The following is a 16,691-nucleotide window of genomic DNA, read 5'->3' as shown; positions in this document are numbered from 1 at the left end:
ACTTTGCCGCGAAACGGAACGTTGCATGGCCAACTGCGCATCGCGATGGATGGCAAGATGAAAATATGACTGAAGATCTCATCGTTGGCGAAGACGGATTGGCGCGCCCTCGCTGGGCCGCCTCGAATGACATGCTCCGCACGTACTACGACGCCGAATGGGGCATGCCGATCACCTCCGAAGAGGGACTTTTCGAGCGGCTGAGCCTTGAGTGCTTCCAGTCAGGCCTGTCCTGGGCCATCATCCTTTCCAAGCGCGAGTCGTTCCGCCGCGCTTTCGAGCACTTCAATCCCGAGAAGGTCGCGTTGTTTACCGAGGACGATTTCAATCGCCTGATGGAAGACGCCGGGATCGTGCGCAATAGGCTCAAGATCCGCGCAACGATCGCCAACGCAGAAGCGACCCTGATGCTGCGCGAAGAGGGCGGCCTCTCGGATTTCGTGTGGTCCTTCAAGCCGGAACAGACCCCGGCTCCGCGTAATTTCACTGAAGTACCCACGCAAAGCCCCGAGTCCAAGGAACTGGCCAAGGCGCTGAAGAAGCGGGGTTTCAAGTTCGTGGGCCCGACCACCATGTACGCGTTGATGGAAGCCATCGGCATGGTCGATACCCACCTGGTCGGATCGCACCGCCGCGGCACTTCCGGCATCTGGGCCTGAGGTCATGGCACTGCGCCTACCGGCAACGGGAATTCTGGACGTCGGCCACGCACTGGCAGTCCTGGAATTGCATTCGCTGCCTGCCCAGGAGCGGCTGGATGCCGCTGCGGCCCAGCTGCACCGCGTCCTGCAGCTGGACGGGAACCTGGTTGAAGTTTCATTGAGCCTGGATCCTGCAGGCGTATCGCTCACCCACGACGCCCCGGCTGAATCCATTGCGCGCCTCACGGAGATCATCAACCATTGGCTTGGACTGCAGCAAGACACCACAGCTGCTTATGAAGCGCTCCAGGCCCTTCCTTGCTACCAGCCGCTCGCGATGGCTTACCCCTCCTTGCGGCTGATCAGCTACCCGGATATTTTCGAGGCCCTGGCCACCACGATCATTGGACAGCAGGTGTCCTTGGCGGCGGCACGGACCCTCGGCGGGCGCTACGTCGGCGCATTGGGCCAGCAGCATGGCTCGGGCCTTCGGGCTTTCCCCACAGCGGCCTCAACGGCCGCCTGCACGCCTGGGGAATTGCGTGCAATCATTCGCTGCCCGTTGCCGCGGGCAACGGCGCTGCACGCGGTAGCCGAATGGTTCGAGCACAGTGGAAAGTTCCTGCTCGGAGACGTGCCGGCATTCCTGGAGCAGCTCCAAGGGCTGCGCGGGGTGGGTCCATGGACGCGCAATTACATGGCCCTGCGGGGTTTGCGGGATCCGGAGATCTTCCTGGAGTCGGATCTAGTAGTTCGCCGAGCCATGAGGAAGCTTCATGATCGCGGTGTCACTGTGGCGCCTCCACCGAAGGGTGCGGGCTACCTGGCTACGTTGCTGCTCTGGTCCTTCGACGCCGCCAAGCTGTAGCAACGAGAAAGGGAGCTTATCAAGGTGTGCAATCCTGATAAGCTCCCTTTTCGACGAATCGGCCGACTGAGCAAGTCAGCCGATTCTCCATTCCCCTTATTCAAGCCGGCTACGCCGCTCGCTGCTTCGAGGTGAGCAGCCCCGGCAAGCAGCGAACTAGCCGATAAATATCGGTCAAGCTTGACGCTTCTCCCGACCACACACGGGAGAAGCTCTGGAATAAGCATATCCTAAGAACCAGTAATAACGTCAAGCCCTGTTTGCGTAATTTTTCGATTTATTTCTTAGGTCGCTCTAACTTGCTCGATTTTGTCCGCGCCAAAAGACTAGTCGGCGAAGATCTTGCCAACTTCCGTACGCTTCTCGGCCTGGAATGCATCTTCTGCACGGCCAAAGGCCCAGTAGGCAGAGAGCGACATGTCGCGGCGGTCCACGCCATGCTCGTCATAGAAGTATGCGCGCAGCTTCTTCATGACTTCGCGCTCACCGTGGGCAAAGACCTGCACCCGGCCCTCGGGCCATGGAATCCCCCGGACCACGGACTCCAGGATCGTGGTTTCAGGGGAGAATTCGGCACCGCGGTGAATCCAGCGAATTTCCACGCCGGCCGGCGCCTGCAATTGCATTTCGTCAGCCTCGTCGGCAACCTCGATGACCACCAGGCCCCTCATCTGCGGGGCCATGGACTCCAAGGAGGCCGCAATGGCGGGAATGGCAGTTTCATCTCCGGCGAAGAAGTGGAAATCGAATTCATCCTTGGGGACAAACATTCCGCCCGGGCCCGAGAAGCAGATCGATGAGCCGATCTGCGCGTCACGCGCCCAAGGACCTGCTAGGCCCTCATCGCCATGGACCACGAAATCGACCTCGATGGTTCCCGCCTGCATATCGCTGCGGCGCACGGTATAGGTACGGCGAACCGGCAGATCCTCGGGAGCCAGCCGCTCACGCAGCGCTTCCATGTCATAAGGCAATTCAAGGCCCAGTTCCGGCTTCGCGAACAGGAATTTCACGTAGCGGTCGGTCACCGGCTTGTCTGCGAAATCGCAGATGCCTGGACCGCCAAGGGTGAGCCGCACCAGATGAGGTGCGATATTCTCGCGCTTGAGGACCTGCAGGAGGACCTGGGGGCGCGCAGGTCGGCCTCCAGTTTGCGGGCGATCACCAGCCGGCTGGGACACAAAATCACTTCCTGTCTTAATAAGGGTAGATAGATCAATCCTAATTGACGGGAGCGCAAGTGGTTACTTCGGGAAGGTCGGAGGACCTTCATATGCACTGAGCGCCGCGCGTTCTCCGGGGCTCAAACGCTGCACCCGCGAGGACACCGGGTCGAAATAAGCCAACGTAGTGGAGGCCTTGACGCACAAATAGTCCTCCACCGGGTCACGGAACTCGTAGCAGATATCAAAGCTGGCAGGCTTGACATTGGCAACCCAGAGATCGACATTGACCGGCACGTTGCGGTATTCCAACGGGCGGGAATACCGCACCCGATGCTCGACAACGAGGATCTGGGTTCCGGCAGGCACTGCAGAGAAGATATCGGCCTGCGGCTGCGAGCCTGGCGCGCCGGTGCCACCGGGCACGCCAAAGCCGGCGATTCGCGCTTCCTCCATTAACCGGATCAGATTGACATTATTGACATGGCCGTAAGCATCCATGTCGCCCCAGCGCATAGGGACCTGCACCCGCAGGATGCTTTCTTCCATGGCTAATCTTCCTTCAGCAGGTTTGCGCCGTCATTGCCCACGATCCCCAACTTGGCCAGCTCCCGAAGGATCCGGGCTCCGTCCGGCTCGTAGACCCAACGCACCCCGGGGGTGGTTCGGCGCAGCTCATGCGAACGTCCGCCGGCTAGCACCGCTTCCGAAGGGGTCAGCTGGCGGATCACAATAGCCCGGACCAATTCGGGATAGCGGCGCGCGAACTCGGCATAAATGGCCGGATCATGCTGGCCGTCATCGCCGATGAGCACCCACGAAATGTGCGGGAATTCTTCGGCCAGGCGGCGCAGCTGGTCAACCTTGTGCTGCATTCCGCTGCGGAACCAGGAACGGTCTGTTGGCCCCCAGTCGGTGAGCAGCAACGGCCCCTTCGGGTACAGGTTGCGCGAGATGAAGCGCTGCAGGGTCTGCGCGACATTCCATGCGCCGGTGGAAAGGTAGATGGTCGGAGCTCCTGGATGCTCGAGCAGCACCTTCTGGAGCATCACTGCCATCCCGGGGGTCGCCACGCGGGCATGCTCGGAGAGCACAAAGGAGTTCCACGCCGCCAGCATGGGGCGCGGCAGCGCGGTGACCACGACGGTGTCATCCACGTCGCTGATCACCCCGAACTTCTGCGCCTGGTCGATAACGAGAATCTTCGCCTGCGCGGCATCGCCGTTGTGGGCATGAAGCCGGATCTCATTCCAGCCCGCGGGCAGGTCGACTACCAGCTTCACATCAATGACGCCGCCACGGTCAGCCTGGACCTCGAAGCGCTGGTCGCCAACGTCAATGCTGACCTTGCCGCCGGGAAGGATCGGGGAAATGAAATTGCGGAAACCGCGAATGCCATCGGCAATGACCTGGGCTTGGTGCTGCCCGTCTTCAAAGGCGCCGGGCTTGGCCAGCACAACGCGGGCGAAGACGCGAATCCAGCCGCCGCTCGGTCCGGTAGAGCCATATCCCACATAGGGAAGGATTACCGCTTGGTGGCCGTTGGCCAGGGCGCGCCGTGCACGCCAACGATGCACTCCGTCTTCCATTCGCGAAGCTACATGCCGGGCATCGCCATCAGCCGAAATATGACTCATAGCCCCAGTCTTTCATGTCGACCGCCAAGCACGGGAAAACGACAACTTGTGTCTCGAGCCCTTGCCTTTTTCTACAAAGAGTAGAAAGCTGGTGCTATGAAATTCGAACACGAGCTCAATAGCCCGGTCCTGGTATTGGATGAGGACCAATCGTGGCAGCTGCTCTCGCACAGCTCCCACGGACGCGTAGCAACTTCGGTTGCAGGGTTGATCGATATTGTTCCGGTGAACTACGCGGTGCACAACGGGAAGCTGTTCTTGCGCACCTCGCCCGGTAATAAGCTTGCGGCCATGGCGATCAATGAAAAGATCGCTTTCGAGGTCGACGGCATCCTTTCCGATGAAGCTTGGTCCGTTGTCGTGCACGGCAGCGCCGAAGTATTGGAGCATGAGGCCGATATCAAGGAGGCCCGCGAAAGCGGCGTCACTCCCTGGATCCCCACCCAGAAGGATTTCTGGATTCGGGTCAACATTGATTCGGTCTCCGGGCGCCACTTCGAGCTCGGCGAGCAACCAGAGGTCGCTGAATAGTTCTCTCCGATCTGCACGGCAAACGCCGCCGCCAGCCCAATGGCCATCGGGCTGGCAGCGGCGTTTCCAGCTTTAAGCCGATGCCTGGGAATAAGGGTAGAACCCTTCTCCGCTCTTGCGTCCGAGCTTGCCCGCAGCCACCTTTTCGGTGATCATCGGGTGCGGCTGGTCGGCCTCGTCACCGGTCTCGGCGTAGGTCGCCTGGGCGATGAAATCGATAACATCAAGGCCCACCATGTCCATCAGCTCGAACGGACCCATGGGGTGGCCCAAAGCGGTCTTCGCGGTGGTATCGATATCCTCGATGCTGGCGATTCCCAGGTGAGCCAGGTTCAGCGCCTCGGCGTTGATCGCACCCATCATGCGGTTGGCAATGAAACCCGGAATCTCCTTGTTCACCAGCACCGGGTTCTTCCCCAGCTGGTTGGCTACCTCGGTAACAGCCTGAATCGTGGCATCGCTGGTCTGCCCATGGCGGACTATTTCAACGCACTTCATGACCAATGCAGGGTTGAAGAAGTGCATATTGCACACCTGCGCTGGACGGCCGCTGGCCTGGGCCAGCTTCGAGGAGAGCAGCGTCGAGGAGTTCGTCGCCAGGATGGCGTGGGCCGGTGCATGCTCGCCCAGTTGGGCGAAGATCTGCTCCTTGATGTCCAGGCGCTCCACAGCAGCCTCGATCACCAAGTCGGCTGCGGAAGCAGCCTGGTTCAAGTCGGTGTTCTGGCTCAAGCGCCCCAGCGCCGCAGCTGCCGTGGGCTGGTCGAGTTTGCCTTTGGCCACGCGGCCGGCAGCCCAGGACTCCAGCTCGGTGCGTGCTGCGCCCAACGCGTCGGCAGAGATATCCTGCAGCACGGTGGCGTAACCGCCCAGCGCGCAGCTCATCGCGATCTGGCGGCCCATGGTGCCGGCACCGATCACCAAAATACGTTCAATCTTCATTGACCATTCTTTCTCTGGAGTCCTGGCCTGCGCCTTTTAGCCGCGCAGGTAGGTCGTCGTGGTGTGCGTGTAGAACTCGCGAGCTGCTGCTCCCTGTTCCTTCGGTCCGTAGCCCGAAGCTTTCGCACCGCCGAAAGGCACGTGCGGGTCAGCTCCGGCTGACTCCGAATTTACATGCAGAATACCCACGTCGAGAGTTTGTTGCGCCTCCAGGGCCAGCGCAAGATTCGAGGTGAACAATGCCAGGCTCAAACCGTATTCCGAGTCTTCTGCAGCCTCGAAAGCTTCCTTCCACCCGTTGACTCGGCGGACGGACACGATGGGCGCGAAGAATTCTTCCTGCCAGGCGCAGTTGGCTCGCCCGGCTTCCCCCTCCGGAAGTTCCAGAATGGTTGGTGCCAGGAAGCTGCCGGTTTCCGGGGCCAGCCCGCGATAGCGCAGTGTTGCGCCCTGTGCCAGCGACCGGTCGATCCCCTGTGCCGCCGAGTTCGCCGCTTTGGCATCCACCAGCGGGCCCATATGCACTGACGGGTCCAGCGGGTCCCCGGTCACCCACTGCTCCAGCCTTTCGGTGAGCTTGGCCAAGAATGCGTCGGCGATGGACTCGTCGAGGATCAGCCGGCTGGTGGCCGTGCACTTCTGGCCGGTGGAGCGGAAGGCCCCGAAAAGCACCTGCTCGCTGGCCAGGTCCAGGTTTGCGTCGGCCAGCACTACCGAAGCATTCTTGCCGCCCATTTCCGCCTGCACCGGAATCCCCCGGGCCGCACCTGCCGCGCAGAGTTTGCGCCCGACGCCGGTGGAACCGGTAAAGGTCAGCCCGTCCAAATGCTCATTGGCGATGAAGGCATCACCCAGCGCGCCCGGGCCGATGACCAGGTTCAGTACGCCAGCGGGCAGCCCTGCGTGCTCCAGGGCCTGCACAAAGCGCATGGCCAGCAACGGCACCAGGCTGGCCGGCTTGAACACCACGGTATTGCCGAAAACCAGCGCCGGGGCGATCTTCCAAGCCGGAATCCCGATCGGGAAGTTGAACGGGGTGATCACCCCGATCACCCCCAGCGGCTTGTGGGTAACCAGAATCTGTTCCCCGGCGCGCGGGGATTGGAAGACGGTGCCGGCAGCGCGCTCCGCTTCGCCGGAATAGTAGACCAGGATCTGTGCGGCCCGCAGCACCTCGCCGATTCCCTCGGCTCTGGTCTTGCCCTCTTCGGCGGCCAGTTCCGCTCCGAAGTCCTCCGCATGCTCCTTCAGGTATCCGGCGGCCTTGGCCAGAATCGCCCCGCGGGCGGCCATCGGAGTGGACGCCCAGGATTTCTTGGCCCGGTGGGCGGCGCCGAAAGCGGCGTCCACCTGATCCACGCTGGCCGCGGTGCCCTCCGCGAGCACGATGGATTCGTCGGCGGCCGCCTTCGAATCGATGCGGCGGCCTTCGCCAGGCACCCATGCGCCATTGATGCAGTGCTCCAGGGTGGCAAGTGTTGTGGAAAGGTTCATTTGCTTGGTTCTCCCGTCTTCCTTGGCTTCGCGGCTTAGCGGAAGGCCGGCACGCCGGTGAGCTTGTTGCCCAGGATCAGCGTGTGCACCTCGTCGGTGCCCTCGTAAGTGCGCACCGATTCCAGGTTGTTGGCGTGGCGCAATGGCGAGTAATCCAGCGTGATGCCGTTGCCTCCCAGGATGGTGCGTGCCTCGCGGCAGATCGCGATGGCTTCACGGCAGTTGTTCAGCTTCCCTACCGAGATCATGTGCAGGTCCAAATTCCCGGCATCCTTCAACCGGCCGATGTGCAGGGCCAGCAGGAAGCCCTTGTTGATTTCCAGGGCCATGTCCACCAGCTTCTGCTGGGTCATCTGGTATCCGGCCAGCGGCTTGTCGAACTGCAGGCGCTCCTGCGAGTAGGCCAATGCCGCTTCGAATGAATCGCGGGCGGCCCCCATGGAACCCCACAGGATGCCGTAGCGGGCTTCGTTCAGGCAGGAGAACGGTCCCTTCAGGCCCTTGGCATTCGGCAATACCGCCGAACCGGGCAGGCGCACATCGACCAGATCGATTTCGCACTGGATGGAGGCGCGCATGGACAGTTTCTGCTCGATCGGGGTGGCGGTGAAGCCCGGGGTGCTGGTCGGCACGACGAAGCCGCGGATGCCCTCATCGGTCTGTGCCCAGATCACCGCCACTTGCGCCACATTGGCCAGCCCGATCCAGCGCTTGGAACCGTTGATCACCCAGTCATCGCCGTCGCGGCGGGCGAAGGTCTTCATGCTCGACGGGTCGGAACCTGCCGTTGGTTCGGTCAGGCCAAAGCAGCCAATGGCTTCGCCGGCGGCCATCTTGGGCAGCCATTGCTGCTTCTGCTCCTCGGAGCCGTGCTTGTAGATGGCGCTCATGGCCAACGATCCCTGGACCGAAACGAAGGTGCGCAGCCCCGAATCGCCGGCTTCCAGCTCGGCGCCGGCAATGCCGTATTCCACGGCCGAGCGGCCGGCGCAGCCGTAGCCTTCCAGGTGCATGCCCAGCAGGCCCAGCTTGGCCATCTCCGGAACGATCTCCAGCGGGAAGACTGCGTCGTTGTACCACTTGGCGATATTCGGCTTGATGTTCTCGTTGACGAAACCGCGCACGGTATCGCGCAGGGCCAGTTCCTCCGCCGAGAGCAGCGAATCGAAATTGATCAGGTCGGCCGGATCCAGAAGGCGTTCTGCGGTGCTCATATTAAGTCTCCTTGAAAGTTCTTTCGATTAGCTATTTGCCAGGGTGCCCAGAAGCGCTTGGTGCTCCCCGTGGGCCGGCGGGATGGTGCGATATTGGGCGCCGGTGCGCGAGAGCCCGATGGGGCTGGCGATCTGCTCGGTCGCTTCCCCGGTGTCCGGATCGGTGATCAGCGCGACGGGATCCAGGCCAAGTTCCTTGGCGAAGTCGATGGCCTCGGCAATGGAGTTGACCTTTCCGGCGGGCACTCCCGCGGACATCAGCGCATTCGCCCAGTGCGCGGCAGTGGCTGAGGCGGTGGCCGCTTCGATGATTGCCTTGAGTTCTTCGCGGTGGGCCACCCGTGCGCTATTGCTGCTGAAGCGCGGATCCTGGGCTAGGTCCGGCTGGCCAAGGTGCTTGGCCAAGGCAGCGAACTGGCGGTCATTGCCCACGGCGATGGCCACCACGCCGTCGTTGGCCGCGAAGGTTTCATAGGGGGCAATGCTCGGGTGCGCGTTGCCCATGCGTGCCGGGGATTTTCCGGTAGCCAGCGTGCTGCTGGACTGGTTGGTCAGTCCGGCCAGCAGCGAGCCGAGCAAGTTGACGGTCACCCGCTGGCCGATACCGCTGGCATCGCGTTCGCGCATGGCCAGCAGGATGCCGGCAACCGCATTCTGCGCCGCCAATACGTCCACCAGGGCAACGCCGGCCTTGCTCGGAGGCCCGTCTGGTTCTCCAGTGATGCTCATCAGTCCGCCCACTGCCTGCACCAGCAAGTCGAAGCCGGGCAAGGTTGCACCCTGCTTTTCGCCGAAGCCCGAGATGGAGCAATAGACCAGTGCAGGGTTCAGCTCGTGCAGGCTCTCGTAGTCCAGCCCGAATTTGGCCAGGACGCCGGGGCGGAAATTCTCCACCAGCACGTCAGCGTCGCGGATCAATCCGCGCAGGGCCTGCAACTGGGTCGCGTCCGCGAAGTCGGCGACTACTGCCTGCTTGTTGCGGTTCACCGACCAGTAGTAGGTGCTGATGCCTTGGGCATTGACCGGAGGCTTCCAGCTGCGGGTCTCATCGCCAGCAGCGTTCTCCACCTTGAGAACTTCGGCCCCGAAGTCGGCCAGGGTCATGGAGCACAGCGGCCCGGCCAAGATGCGCGAGAGGTCGATGACCTTGACCCCTTCAAGCGGTTGGCTCATTTGCTTCCACACCTTCAATCCGCACAGAATTGCTTAGTTACATGTTGCATGCAACTCTATGTTGCCCGGATCACCCTTGGCAAGGATTTTCAGGATGTTTCGCTGCTCGGGTCTGCAGGGGGCGCGGAATGCCCTAGGAAATCAAGGCGTCCAGCCGCTCCAGGAACGGTTCTGCGTCCAGTCCCGGGGTCCGCGAACACACCGAGCGGATCAGCATCTGCGCGGTGCGCATGACGTGGCCCAGAACGGCCAGCGCGGCGGCGTCGGGGTCTTTAGCCAGAATCGCCTCCATGATCTCCTCGCGGTCCCCGGCCAGGTCCTGGCTGGAGCGGGCGAAGGGCACGGTGGTCTGCCCGTGGGCCAGGACAAGGTTGCGCAGCTCCCCCACCACGCTGTCGAGTTTCGCATTTCCGGCCAGCCCCAGAAGGCACAGGTGGAATTCCTTGTCCGCTTCCAGCGTCGCCCGGCCATCACCGGTTTCGCCGATTGCGAGCATTCGCTGGTGCAACGACTTCAGCTGGTTGATATCAGCCTCGGTCGCGTTCCGCACGCCACGTGCGGCAGCTGGAGGCTCGATAGCCAAACGCAGCTGGAAGACTTCGACAATGTCCTCCAATGAAATCTGGTTGACGCGCACCCCGCGGTTTTTCGCCACGGTAACGATTCCCTCTTTTTCCAGCAGCTGCAAGGCCTCGCGCACCGGAGTTCGCGAGACGCCGAGCTTTTCCGAGATGCCAATGGCCGAGTAGTGCTCCCCCGGAGCCATCTCACCGGCAACGATGGCGGCACGGATCATCGTGGTCACCTGCTCAGTAAGAGATACCTTCGGCTTAATCGGTTGCATGCTACTCATGGTCTGAAGCTTATCCTGATTCGACCCGGCGGCAAGGCCAGGTACTAGATCGTCTTGCGCAATGGCACTTCCTTGATGAGCAATACGCAGAAGAAGGCAACCACGGCTACGGCCGCCGAGACGATGAAGACGATCCCTGTCGCCTCGCCATACGCCGATTCCACCACCTGCCGTAACGCATCTGGCATCCCGGAAAGATTCAAGGAATCCCCGGTGGCCGGGGCTGAGGACAGCTGCCCCTTGGCCGCTAATGATTCGGTAATAAGATCTACCACATTGCGCGAAAGCAGCGCGCCGAGCACCGCCACACCTGCTGAGCCGCCTACAGAACGGAAAAACGCCACCGAAGAACTTGCCGCCCCGATATCGGTAACTTTCACCGTGTTCTGCACCGAGAGCACCAAGTTCTGCAGCATGAATCCCATGCCCACGCCGTTGAGGAACATGCCGCAGGCCAAGAGCCAGTATTCGGTATCCTGGCGCATCAGCCCGAGCAGGCCGAGTCCGGCGATGTTCAGGACCGAACCGATGAGCAGGTAGATCTTCCAACGGCCGAAGCGGGTAATCATCTGCCCGGAGAAGACGGACCCGAAGTAGTTGCCCGCGATCATTGGCAAGGTCATGAGGCCGGCCATGGTCGGTGTCGCTTCGCGGGCGATCTGGAAGTACTGGCCGATGAATGCGCCGGTGCCGAACATCCCCACGCCAATCGAGATCGAGGCGAGAATCGCCAGCGAGGTTGTTCGGGTACAAATGATCTTCAGCGGAATGATCGGTTCACGAACCCGTGATTCAACAAGCAGCAACGCGGCAACCAGCAATAGGAACATCGAGACCATCGTGTAGGTCTGCCACGAATTCCAGCCGAAATAGTCGGCTTTGCCTACATAGGAGACCCAGATCAGCAGGATCGAGACGGCGGTGGTCAACAGGACCGCGCCGACCCAATCGATGTGCACCGGACGCTTGAGGTGCTTCAGGTGCAGGGTCCGGTGGATCAAGAGCATGGAGAGCAGGCTGATCGGGATGCCGAAGAAGAAGCACCAGCGCCAGCCCAGGGGCGAGTCCACGATGAATCCGCCGAGCAGCGGTCCTGCTGCGGTAGATACAGCCATGACGGCACCGAAATATCCCGAATAGCGTCCACGTTCCCGTGGCGGGATGACCGTGCCGATGACTGCCATGCCCATGGCGGTCAGCCCGCCCATGCCGATGCCCTGGATGACCCGGGCGAACAGCAGAACGGGTATGGACCAGGCGAGTCCGGCCAGCAACGAGCCGAGCACGAACACCAGAATTCCGGCTTGCAGCAGCTTCTTCTTGTCGAAGAGATCCGCCATTTTCCCCCAGATGGGAGTGGTGGCGGCATTAGCCAGCAGCGTGGTGCTCAGAACCCAGTTGAAGTCGGTTTGCGAGCCGCCCAGGACATCCATGATGGTCGGCAGTGCAATAGACACAATGGTCGCCGCCAGCATGGCAGCGAAGAAGGATGCCAGGACGCCAGCGATGGATTTGAGCACCTCGCGTTGATTCATCTGCGGCTGGTCTGCCGCTGCCTCGGTGAGGTCAGTGGGACGTTCCTTTTCCGGCATGCTCTTATCCAAGGTCGGAATTCTCCGCATTGCCGAACTGCTCGGTCCGTTGGGATTGGATGCCGCGGATCATCGTCGCGTTCAATTCGCTCAGCGCATGCGCGACGCTGGCCAAGCGCTCGGCATCCCAGTCCGGAAGGACATCCCGCATTCGCTCCAGGCGCAAGCGGTCGCGGAATTCAAGCCGCTCGCACCCCGCCTCGGTCACCCAGAGTACGTGGCGGCGGGCGTCGATCTTGCTGGGCTGCTTGGCTACCAGGCCCATTTGCTCCAGTTCCGCCAAATGCCGGCTCATCGCCGCGGTGCCGATACCCAAGGACTGCGCAAGGTCGGCAGCATGCGTGGGTTCACGGGTTTTCAACGTCTTGAGCACGTGATGGGAGGCGTTTGATACCTCGGGGTCAGTCTGATCCATATGCGAAAACACGCGAAGGATCCTGGAACTGCGGGCCAACTCGTCGAGCAGGATTTTGAGTTCAGAATCCGAAGGGCTATCTGGAGACTTGTCCACGATCTATCGGCTGCCTATCTATTGTGTTTCCACCAATGTAAGTTCGAATCGTTGCTCCAGTCAACGTTTTTGCCTGTTGCCACGGCGGTAAGCTGGTGTTGTGAATGATCAGCGAGTCCAAGCCAGCACGCAATACGCCGAAGAATTACGTCTTTCCGCGCTGAAGGCAGCTCGCCAGTCCGCCGAGCTGCTGCGCGCTTCCTTCCGCGGCAACGTGGTAGCCGAGCATAAAACCAACACCCATGATCTGGTCACCGATATCGACCGGCAGAGCCAGCGGCTCATCACTGCCTCACTGCTATCGGCCCACCCGGATTCCTGGGTTCTCGGCGAAGAGCAGGTCTCTGGCGATCAAGGACGGCAGGCCGCCGGGAAAGTGCAGTGGATTGTCGATCCGATTGACGGCACCAGCAACTTCGTCCATGGCGTGGCATTCTTCTGCATCTCGATTGCCGCAGCCATCGACGGAGAACTGGTGGCCGCCGCAATCCTCGATCCGGTTTCTGGTGATGAATTCAGCGCCAATTCGACTGCCGCGTTCCTCAACGGGCAGGTCCTTGAGCCCAGTGCCCGTCCCGAGCAGTCCCGCGCCAACCTGATGACGGATTACCCGGGAGCAGAATCCATGCTCAAGGACGGGGATCTGTCCTTGGAACTCTTTGGCCAGTGGATCCAGGACTTCGCCACGGTACGCCGCAAGGTCTGCGCGGCGCTGGCCTTAGCCCATGTTGCCGCAGGCTGGTGCGACGCCACCATCGGGTTCGATACCAAGGTGTGGGATGTGGCTGCCGGAGCGCATCTGGTGCGCATGGCCCAGGGCACGTTCCGCGGCTTGTCCTACGGACAGGCAGGACTCGCCGACCACTACTGCCCCGGTTTCATCGCGCAAGGGCCCGGCGCCGATTATCCTTCCTTGGCAACCGCTGCCGAGCGGATCCATCAGCTGCGCACGGGCCGCTGAGCCAACAAATCTGACAATATCGAAGTAGTTGGCCCTGCCCCTCGGCTTTGGCCGCTTTCGGACGTACCATGGCGGCATGGAACCACGATTTCAACGGACCGCGCATTCCGCCGCGCGGCACCATGGAGGCGGAGGTGTGATCCTGGGAGGAATCGGAGCAATTCTGCTTTTCGCTTCCTTCGCAGTGATGTTGGCAGCTCAATCCCTGGATTGGGAGCCACTGCTCATCGGCATTAGCTTGGGCATCTCGACAGTGCTTTTCGGTGTGGTGTTCCATTTCACCCACTGATCCGCACTTTTCCTCATCCACTAATCGCAACGGCCCCGGATCCATCGCTCGTGGGAGCAACAGGTCCGAGGCCGTGCGTGCGTTCGGGTGCTTTACAGGTGGGTAGGCGCAAACATCTTCAGCAGGGTGCGGACCACAATGACATTTGGGCCATCTGCTTCCAAGGCGTCGGCGAGCGCCGAACCGATGCCTTCGGGATCGACCGCTTGGGCGGGGATGCCAAAGGAATGCGCAAGGGCCACGAAGTCCGGCCGGGCCAGTTCGGTGGCGGTGGCTTTTCCGAAGGCTCCCTCCATGTATTCGCGCAGGATGCCATATCCCCCGTCGTCGACGATCAACCAGGTGACCGGCGCATGGTGCTGCTTGGCGGTGGCCAGTTCGGCAATGGAGTACATCGATGAACCGTCGCCGCTGACTGCCAGCACGCGCTGCTTGGAGCCGATGGCGCCACCGATCGCGGCGGGGAAGCCGAAGCCGAGGCCGCCTGCACCCTGCGCGGAATGGAATTCGCCCTCCTTGGCGTCCCAGCAGCTCCAGCCCCAGTAGGCAGCGATGGTCATATCCCAGAAGGTCTGCATGCCTGCCGGGACTGCGGCGCGTATATCCGCCATGAACTTCCGTTCCTTGCCAAGGTCCTGGGCATCCAGGCGCGCCTGCACCTTTGCCAGGGTCTGGGCCACCACCTGTTGCGGGGTGCTTCCGTGCCATGATGCCTGGGCCTTGAAGCCCGTCTCGCGCATTTCTTCGTCCAGGAATTTCAAGGCTTCACGAGCATCGGCGCGGATACCCAGGGCCGGGGTGTTGGACTCGAGCACGCGCGGCTCGGCATCAATCTGGATCATCTTGCCGCGGGGTTCGAGCGTGAAGTAGTTGCTGGTGACCTCGCCCAGGGCCGAACCGATCACCACCAGCACGTCGGCATCTTCCATGACGTCCGAGACATAGCGGTCTTCCGCCCACGACTGCAAGGACAGCTCATGGTTCCAGCCAAAGGCTCCGTTGCCGCCGGGGCTGCACAGCACCGGGGCCTGCAGTTTTTCGGCTACGGCCAGCAATTCAGCCTGCGCCCCGGCCCGGCGCACACCGCCGCCGGCGATGATGGCCGGGCGCTTGGCTTCGGCCAGCCAGCGCATGGCTTCGCGAATCAGCTCTTCGCGCGGGGGATGCTCGTAGGCTTCGGCCAGGGCATCCTGTACCGGGGGCACCATCACCGGGGCGAGCAGGACATCCTGCGGCACCTCAACCCACACCGGCCCCATCGGCACGGTAATGGCCCGGGCCCACGCGTCCTGGATCGCCGAGGGGATGCCCGATGCATGATGCACGGTCTGCTGGAACTTGGTGACGTTGGCGGCCGAGGCCTTCTGGTCATCGAGCTGATGCAGCATGCCCTTGCGGCGGGCTCCCAGGCCGTCCAGCGGAATCTGGCTGGCCACCACGACCATGGGCACGCCGGTGGCGTAGGCCTCCTGCAGACCCGCTAGCGATGTCAGCGCGCCCGGGCCGGTGGAGAGGAACAGCACGCCCACTTCTCCGGTAGCGCGGGAGTAGCCATCGGCGGCGAAGGCGGAGTTGTTCTCCACGCGTGAGGAGATGAACTCCAAGCTTGAGCGCGAGAGCGCGTCGAAGAGTCCCAGGGCGTGCTGTCCGGGGATCCCGAACACGGTCTTGGCACCGAGCGCGGTGAGGGTCTCGATGACCAGATCGCCGCCGTTGCGTTGCGGTTGCTCGTTCATTAGCTATTCATCCCCTTGCTGGCGCGGAAGTCGCTGATCAGGCTGATCAAATCATAGGTGACATGCGAGGCGGCCACGCCGGTCAGCTCCGCATGGTCGTAGGCGGGCGCGACTTCGACAATATCCGCGCCGATGATGTTCAACCCGCGCAAACCGCGCAGGATTTCAAGCAGTTCACGGCTGGTGATACCCCCGGCCTCCGGGGTTCCGGTACCCGGGGCGTGGGCTGGGTCCAGCACGTCGATGTCCACCGAGATGTACAGCGGGCGGTTGCCGATGCGGTCGCGCAGCTTGTGCACGATTTCGCGGACGCCCTGGTAGTAGACATCCGAGCTGGTGACGATGCCGAAACCGAAGCGCTGGTCGTCTTCCAGGTCCTTCTTGCCATAGAGCGGACCGCGGGTGCCGACGTGGCAGATCGCCTCGGTATCCAGGATTCCCTCCTCGACCGCACGGCGGAACGGGGTGCCGTGGGTGTATTCGGCACCGAAGTAGGTGTCCCAGGTGTCCAGGTGCGCGTCGAAGTGCAGCATCGCTACCGGAGCACCGGCTCGTTGCGAGGCGGCACGCAGCAATGGCAGCGCGATGGTATGGTCTCCGCCCACGGTGACCAGAGTGGAGCCGTCACTGGTCAGCTCCAGTGCGTTGTGCTCGATGGTCTCGATAGCCTCGTTGATGTTGAACGGGTTGACCGCCATGTCCCCCGCGTCGGCCACCTGGCTCTGCGCAAACGGCGAGGTGTCGGTGGCGGGGTTGTAGGGGCGGATCAGGCGCGAGGATTCGCGCACGTGGTTGGCGCCAAAGCGGGCGCCGGGCCGGTAGGAGACACCGGTGTCGAAAGGCACGCCAACAATCTTGATGTCGGCCTTCGCCACCTGATCCAGTCGCGGCAGCCGGGCATAGGTGCCACCACCTGCATAGCGTGGAATCACCGCGGCATTAATGGGTCCCAGATGCCCGTTTTCCTCGATGCGGATTTCCTTCATCGCAACTTCCTCCCCAGACATCCAAGAACGAAAGTCCAAGTTGTCTAATATGAAACTTCAGTTTTCCATTATGCTATTTTGTCTGCTGGGTCACGTCAAG

16 protein-coding genes are annotated in these 16,691 nt (G+C 62.0%); 4 read left to right on the top strand and 12 right to left on the bottom strand.

The genetic code is table 11. The features are described from left to right. The first annotated feature begins 65 nt into the window (after positions 1 to 65). Together CQ012_RS06135 and CQ012_RS06130 are read left to right on the top strand one after the other, a co-directional pair. Positions 66 to 659, top strand: coding sequence for a DNA-3-methyladenine glycosylase I (locus tag CQ012_RS06135; protein ID WP_105657338.1), 594 nt, complete (start codon positions 66 to 68; stop codon positions 657 to 659). Positions 660 to 663: 4 nt separating this feature from the next. Further along, positions 664 to 1,509, top strand: coding sequence for a DNA-3-methyladenine glycosylase family protein (locus CQ012_RS06130; protein ID WP_105661619.1), 846 nt, complete (start codon positions 664 to 666; stop codon positions 1,507 to 1,509). Between the two features lie 326 nt (positions 1,510 to 1,835). On the opposite strand, the gene CQ012_RS06125 is transcribed toward CQ012_RS06130, so the two are convergent. From CQ012_RS06125 to CQ012_RS06115, 3 genes are all read right to left on the bottom strand, one after another. Further along, positions 1,836 to 2,690 (bottom strand): siderophore-interacting protein, encoded by an 855-nt coding sequence (locus CQ012_RS06125; RefSeq protein ID WP_105657336.1) that lies wholly within the window; start codon positions 2,688 to 2,690, stop codon positions 1,836 to 1,838. Between the two features lie 63 nt (positions 2,691 to 2,753). Beyond that, positions 2,754 to 3,221 carry an acyl-CoA thioesterase gene (locus CQ012_RS06120; protein ID WP_105661618.1) on the bottom strand — a complete coding sequence of 156 codons (468 nt, stop codon included), beginning with the start codon at positions 3,219 to 3,221 and terminating at the stop codon, positions 2,754 to 2,756. Positions 3,222 to 3,223: 2 nt separating this feature from the next. Further along, complete coding sequence (locus tag CQ012_RS06115; protein ID WP_105661617.1) at positions 3,224 to 4,309, bottom strand: App1 family protein phosphatidate phosphatase; 1,086 nt, start codon at positions 4,307 to 4,309, stop codon at positions 3,224 to 3,226. A 96-nt stretch (positions 4,310 to 4,405) separates the two neighbouring features. On the opposite strand from CQ012_RS06115, the gene CQ012_RS06110 reads away from it, so the two are divergent. Then, complete coding sequence (locus CQ012_RS06110) at positions 4,406 to 4,840, top strand: pyridoxamine 5'-phosphate oxidase family protein (protein ID WP_105657333.1); 435 nt, start codon at positions 4,406 to 4,408, stop codon at positions 4,838 to 4,840. 72 nt (positions 4,841 to 4,912) lie between these two features. Here CQ012_RS06110 and CQ012_RS06105 read toward each other — a convergent pair whose 3' ends face one another. The 7 genes from CQ012_RS06105 to CQ012_RS06075 all read right to left on the bottom strand — a co-directional run bounded on the left by CQ012_RS06105 (position 4,913) and on the right by CQ012_RS06075 (position 12,619). Next, positions 4,913 to 5,782 carry a 3-hydroxyacyl-CoA dehydrogenase family protein gene (locus CQ012_RS06105; RefSeq protein ID WP_105661616.1) on the bottom strand — a complete coding sequence of 290 codons (870 nt, stop codon included), beginning with the start codon at positions 5,780 to 5,782 and terminating at the stop codon, positions 4,913 to 4,915. A gap of 36 nt (positions 5,783 to 5,818) precedes the next feature. Next, positions 5,819 to 7,276, bottom strand: a complete 1,458-nt coding sequence (locus tag CQ012_RS06100; protein ID WP_105661615.1) for an aldehyde dehydrogenase family protein — start codon at positions 7,274 to 7,276, stop codon at positions 5,819 to 5,821. Between the two features lie 35 nt (positions 7,277 to 7,311). Next, positions 7,312 to 8,490, bottom strand: a complete 1,179-nt coding sequence (locus tag CQ012_RS06095) for an acyl-CoA dehydrogenase family protein (RefSeq protein ID WP_105661614.1) — start codon at positions 8,488 to 8,490, stop codon at positions 7,312 to 7,314. A gap of 27 nt (positions 8,491 to 8,517) precedes the next feature. Next, complete coding sequence (locus CQ012_RS06090; protein ID WP_105661613.1) at positions 8,518 to 9,663, bottom strand: CaiB/BaiF CoA transferase family protein; 1,146 nt, start codon at positions 9,661 to 9,663, stop codon at positions 8,518 to 8,520. Positions 9,664 to 9,796: 133 nt separating this feature from the next. Then, entirely contained in the window at positions 9,797 to 10,516 is a 720-nt protein-coding gene (locus CQ012_RS06085) for a GntR family transcriptional regulator (protein WP_105661612.1), read from the bottom strand. 44 nt (positions 10,517 to 10,560) lie between these two features. Further along, positions 10,561 to 12,120, bottom strand: coding sequence for an MFS transporter (locus CQ012_RS06080; protein ID WP_105661611.1), 1,560 nt, complete (start codon positions 12,118 to 12,120; stop codon positions 10,561 to 10,563). Further along, a complete protein-coding gene (locus CQ012_RS06075) occupies positions 12,113 to 12,619 on the bottom strand; it encodes a MarR family winged helix-turn-helix transcriptional regulator (protein WP_105661610.1) in 507 nt (168 codons plus the stop codon). The genes CQ012_RS06080 and CQ012_RS06075 overlap by 8 nt, the downstream gene beginning before the upstream one ends. Positions 12,620 to 12,719: 100 nt before the next feature. On the opposite strand from CQ012_RS06075, the gene CQ012_RS06070 reads away from it, so the two are divergent. After that, positions 12,720 to 13,580: an inositol monophosphatase family protein gene (locus tag CQ012_RS06070; protein WP_105661609.1), complete on the top strand. Its 861-nt coding sequence runs from the start codon at positions 12,720 to 12,722 to the stop codon at positions 13,578 to 13,580. A gap of 381 nt (positions 13,581 to 13,961) precedes the next feature. On the opposite strand, the gene CQ012_RS06065 is transcribed toward CQ012_RS06070, so the two are convergent. Both CQ012_RS06065 and speB read right to left on the bottom strand, forming a co-directional pair. Then, positions 13,962 to 15,605 carry a thiamine pyrophosphate-binding protein gene (locus CQ012_RS06065; RefSeq protein ID WP_105657324.1) on the bottom strand — a complete coding sequence of 548 codons (1,644 nt, stop codon included), beginning with the start codon at positions 15,603 to 15,605 and terminating at the stop codon, positions 13,962 to 13,964. Then, the gene (gene speB / locus CQ012_RS06060; RefSeq protein ID WP_105657323.1) at positions 15,605 to 16,591 is read right to left on the bottom strand and encodes an agmatinase; all 987 of its coding nucleotides are present in this window, start codon (positions 16,589 to 16,591) and stop codon (positions 15,605 to 15,607) included. Before speB ends, CQ012_RS06065 begins: the two co-directional genes overlap by 1 nt. Positions 16,592 to 16,691: the final 100 nt, after the last annotated feature.

The sequence above is a fragment of the Arthrobacter sp. MYb214 genome (assembly GCF_002979865.1).
GTDB lineage: Bacteria > Actinomycetota > Actinomycetes > Actinomycetales > Micrococcaceae > Glutamicibacter.
Note: the sequence above shows the minus strand (reverse complement) of the source record. Positions and strands in the feature narration are given on the sequence as shown.

Bases quoted from the DNA above. Each gene is read 5' to 3' on its own strand.
- CQ012_RS06095 (WP_105661614.1), bottom strand. From the start codon at position 8,490: ATGAGCACCGCAGAACGCCTTCTGGATCCGGCCGACCTGATCAATTTC.
- CQ012_RS06115 (WP_105661617.1), bottom strand. From the start codon at position 4,309: ATGAGTCATATTTCGGCTGATGGCGATGCCCGGCATGTAGCTTCGCGA.
- CQ012_RS06110 (WP_105657333.1), top strand. From the start codon at position 4,406: ATGAAATTCGAACACGAGCTCAATAGCCCGGTCCTGGTATTGGATGAG.
- CQ012_RS06100 (WP_105661615.1), bottom strand. From the start codon at position 7,276: ATGAACCTTTCCACAACACTTGCCACCCTGGAGCACTGCATCAATGGC.
- speB (WP_105657323.1), bottom strand. From the start codon at position 16,591: ATGAAGGAAATCCGCATCGAGGAAAACGGGCATCTGGGACCCATTAAT.
- CQ012_RS06090 (WP_105661613.1), bottom strand. From the start codon at position 9,663: ATGAGCCAACCGCTTGAAGGGGTCAAGGTCATCGACCTCTCGCGCATC.
- CQ012_RS06130 (WP_105661619.1), top strand. From the start codon at position 664: ATGGCACTGCGCCTACCGGCAACGGGAATTCTGGACGTCGGCCACGCA.
- CQ012_RS06065 (WP_105657324.1), bottom strand. From the start codon at position 15,605: ATGAACGAGCAACCGCAACGCAACGGCGGCGATCTGGTCATCGAGACC.
- CQ012_RS06085 (WP_105661612.1), bottom strand. From the start codon at position 10,516: ATGAGTAGCATGCAACCGATTAAGCCGAAGGTATCTCTTACTGAGCAG.
- CQ012_RS06120 (WP_105661618.1), bottom strand. From the start codon at position 3,221: ATGGAAGAAAGCATCCTGCGGGTGCAGGTCCCTATGCGCTGGGGCGAC.
- CQ012_RS06135 (WP_105657338.1), top strand. From the start codon at position 66: ATGACTGAAGATCTCATCGTTGGCGAAGACGGATTGGCGCGCCCTCGC.
- CQ012_RS06105 (WP_105661616.1), bottom strand. From the start codon at position 5,782: ATGAAGATTGAACGTATTTTGGTGATCGGTGCCGGCACCATGGGCCGC.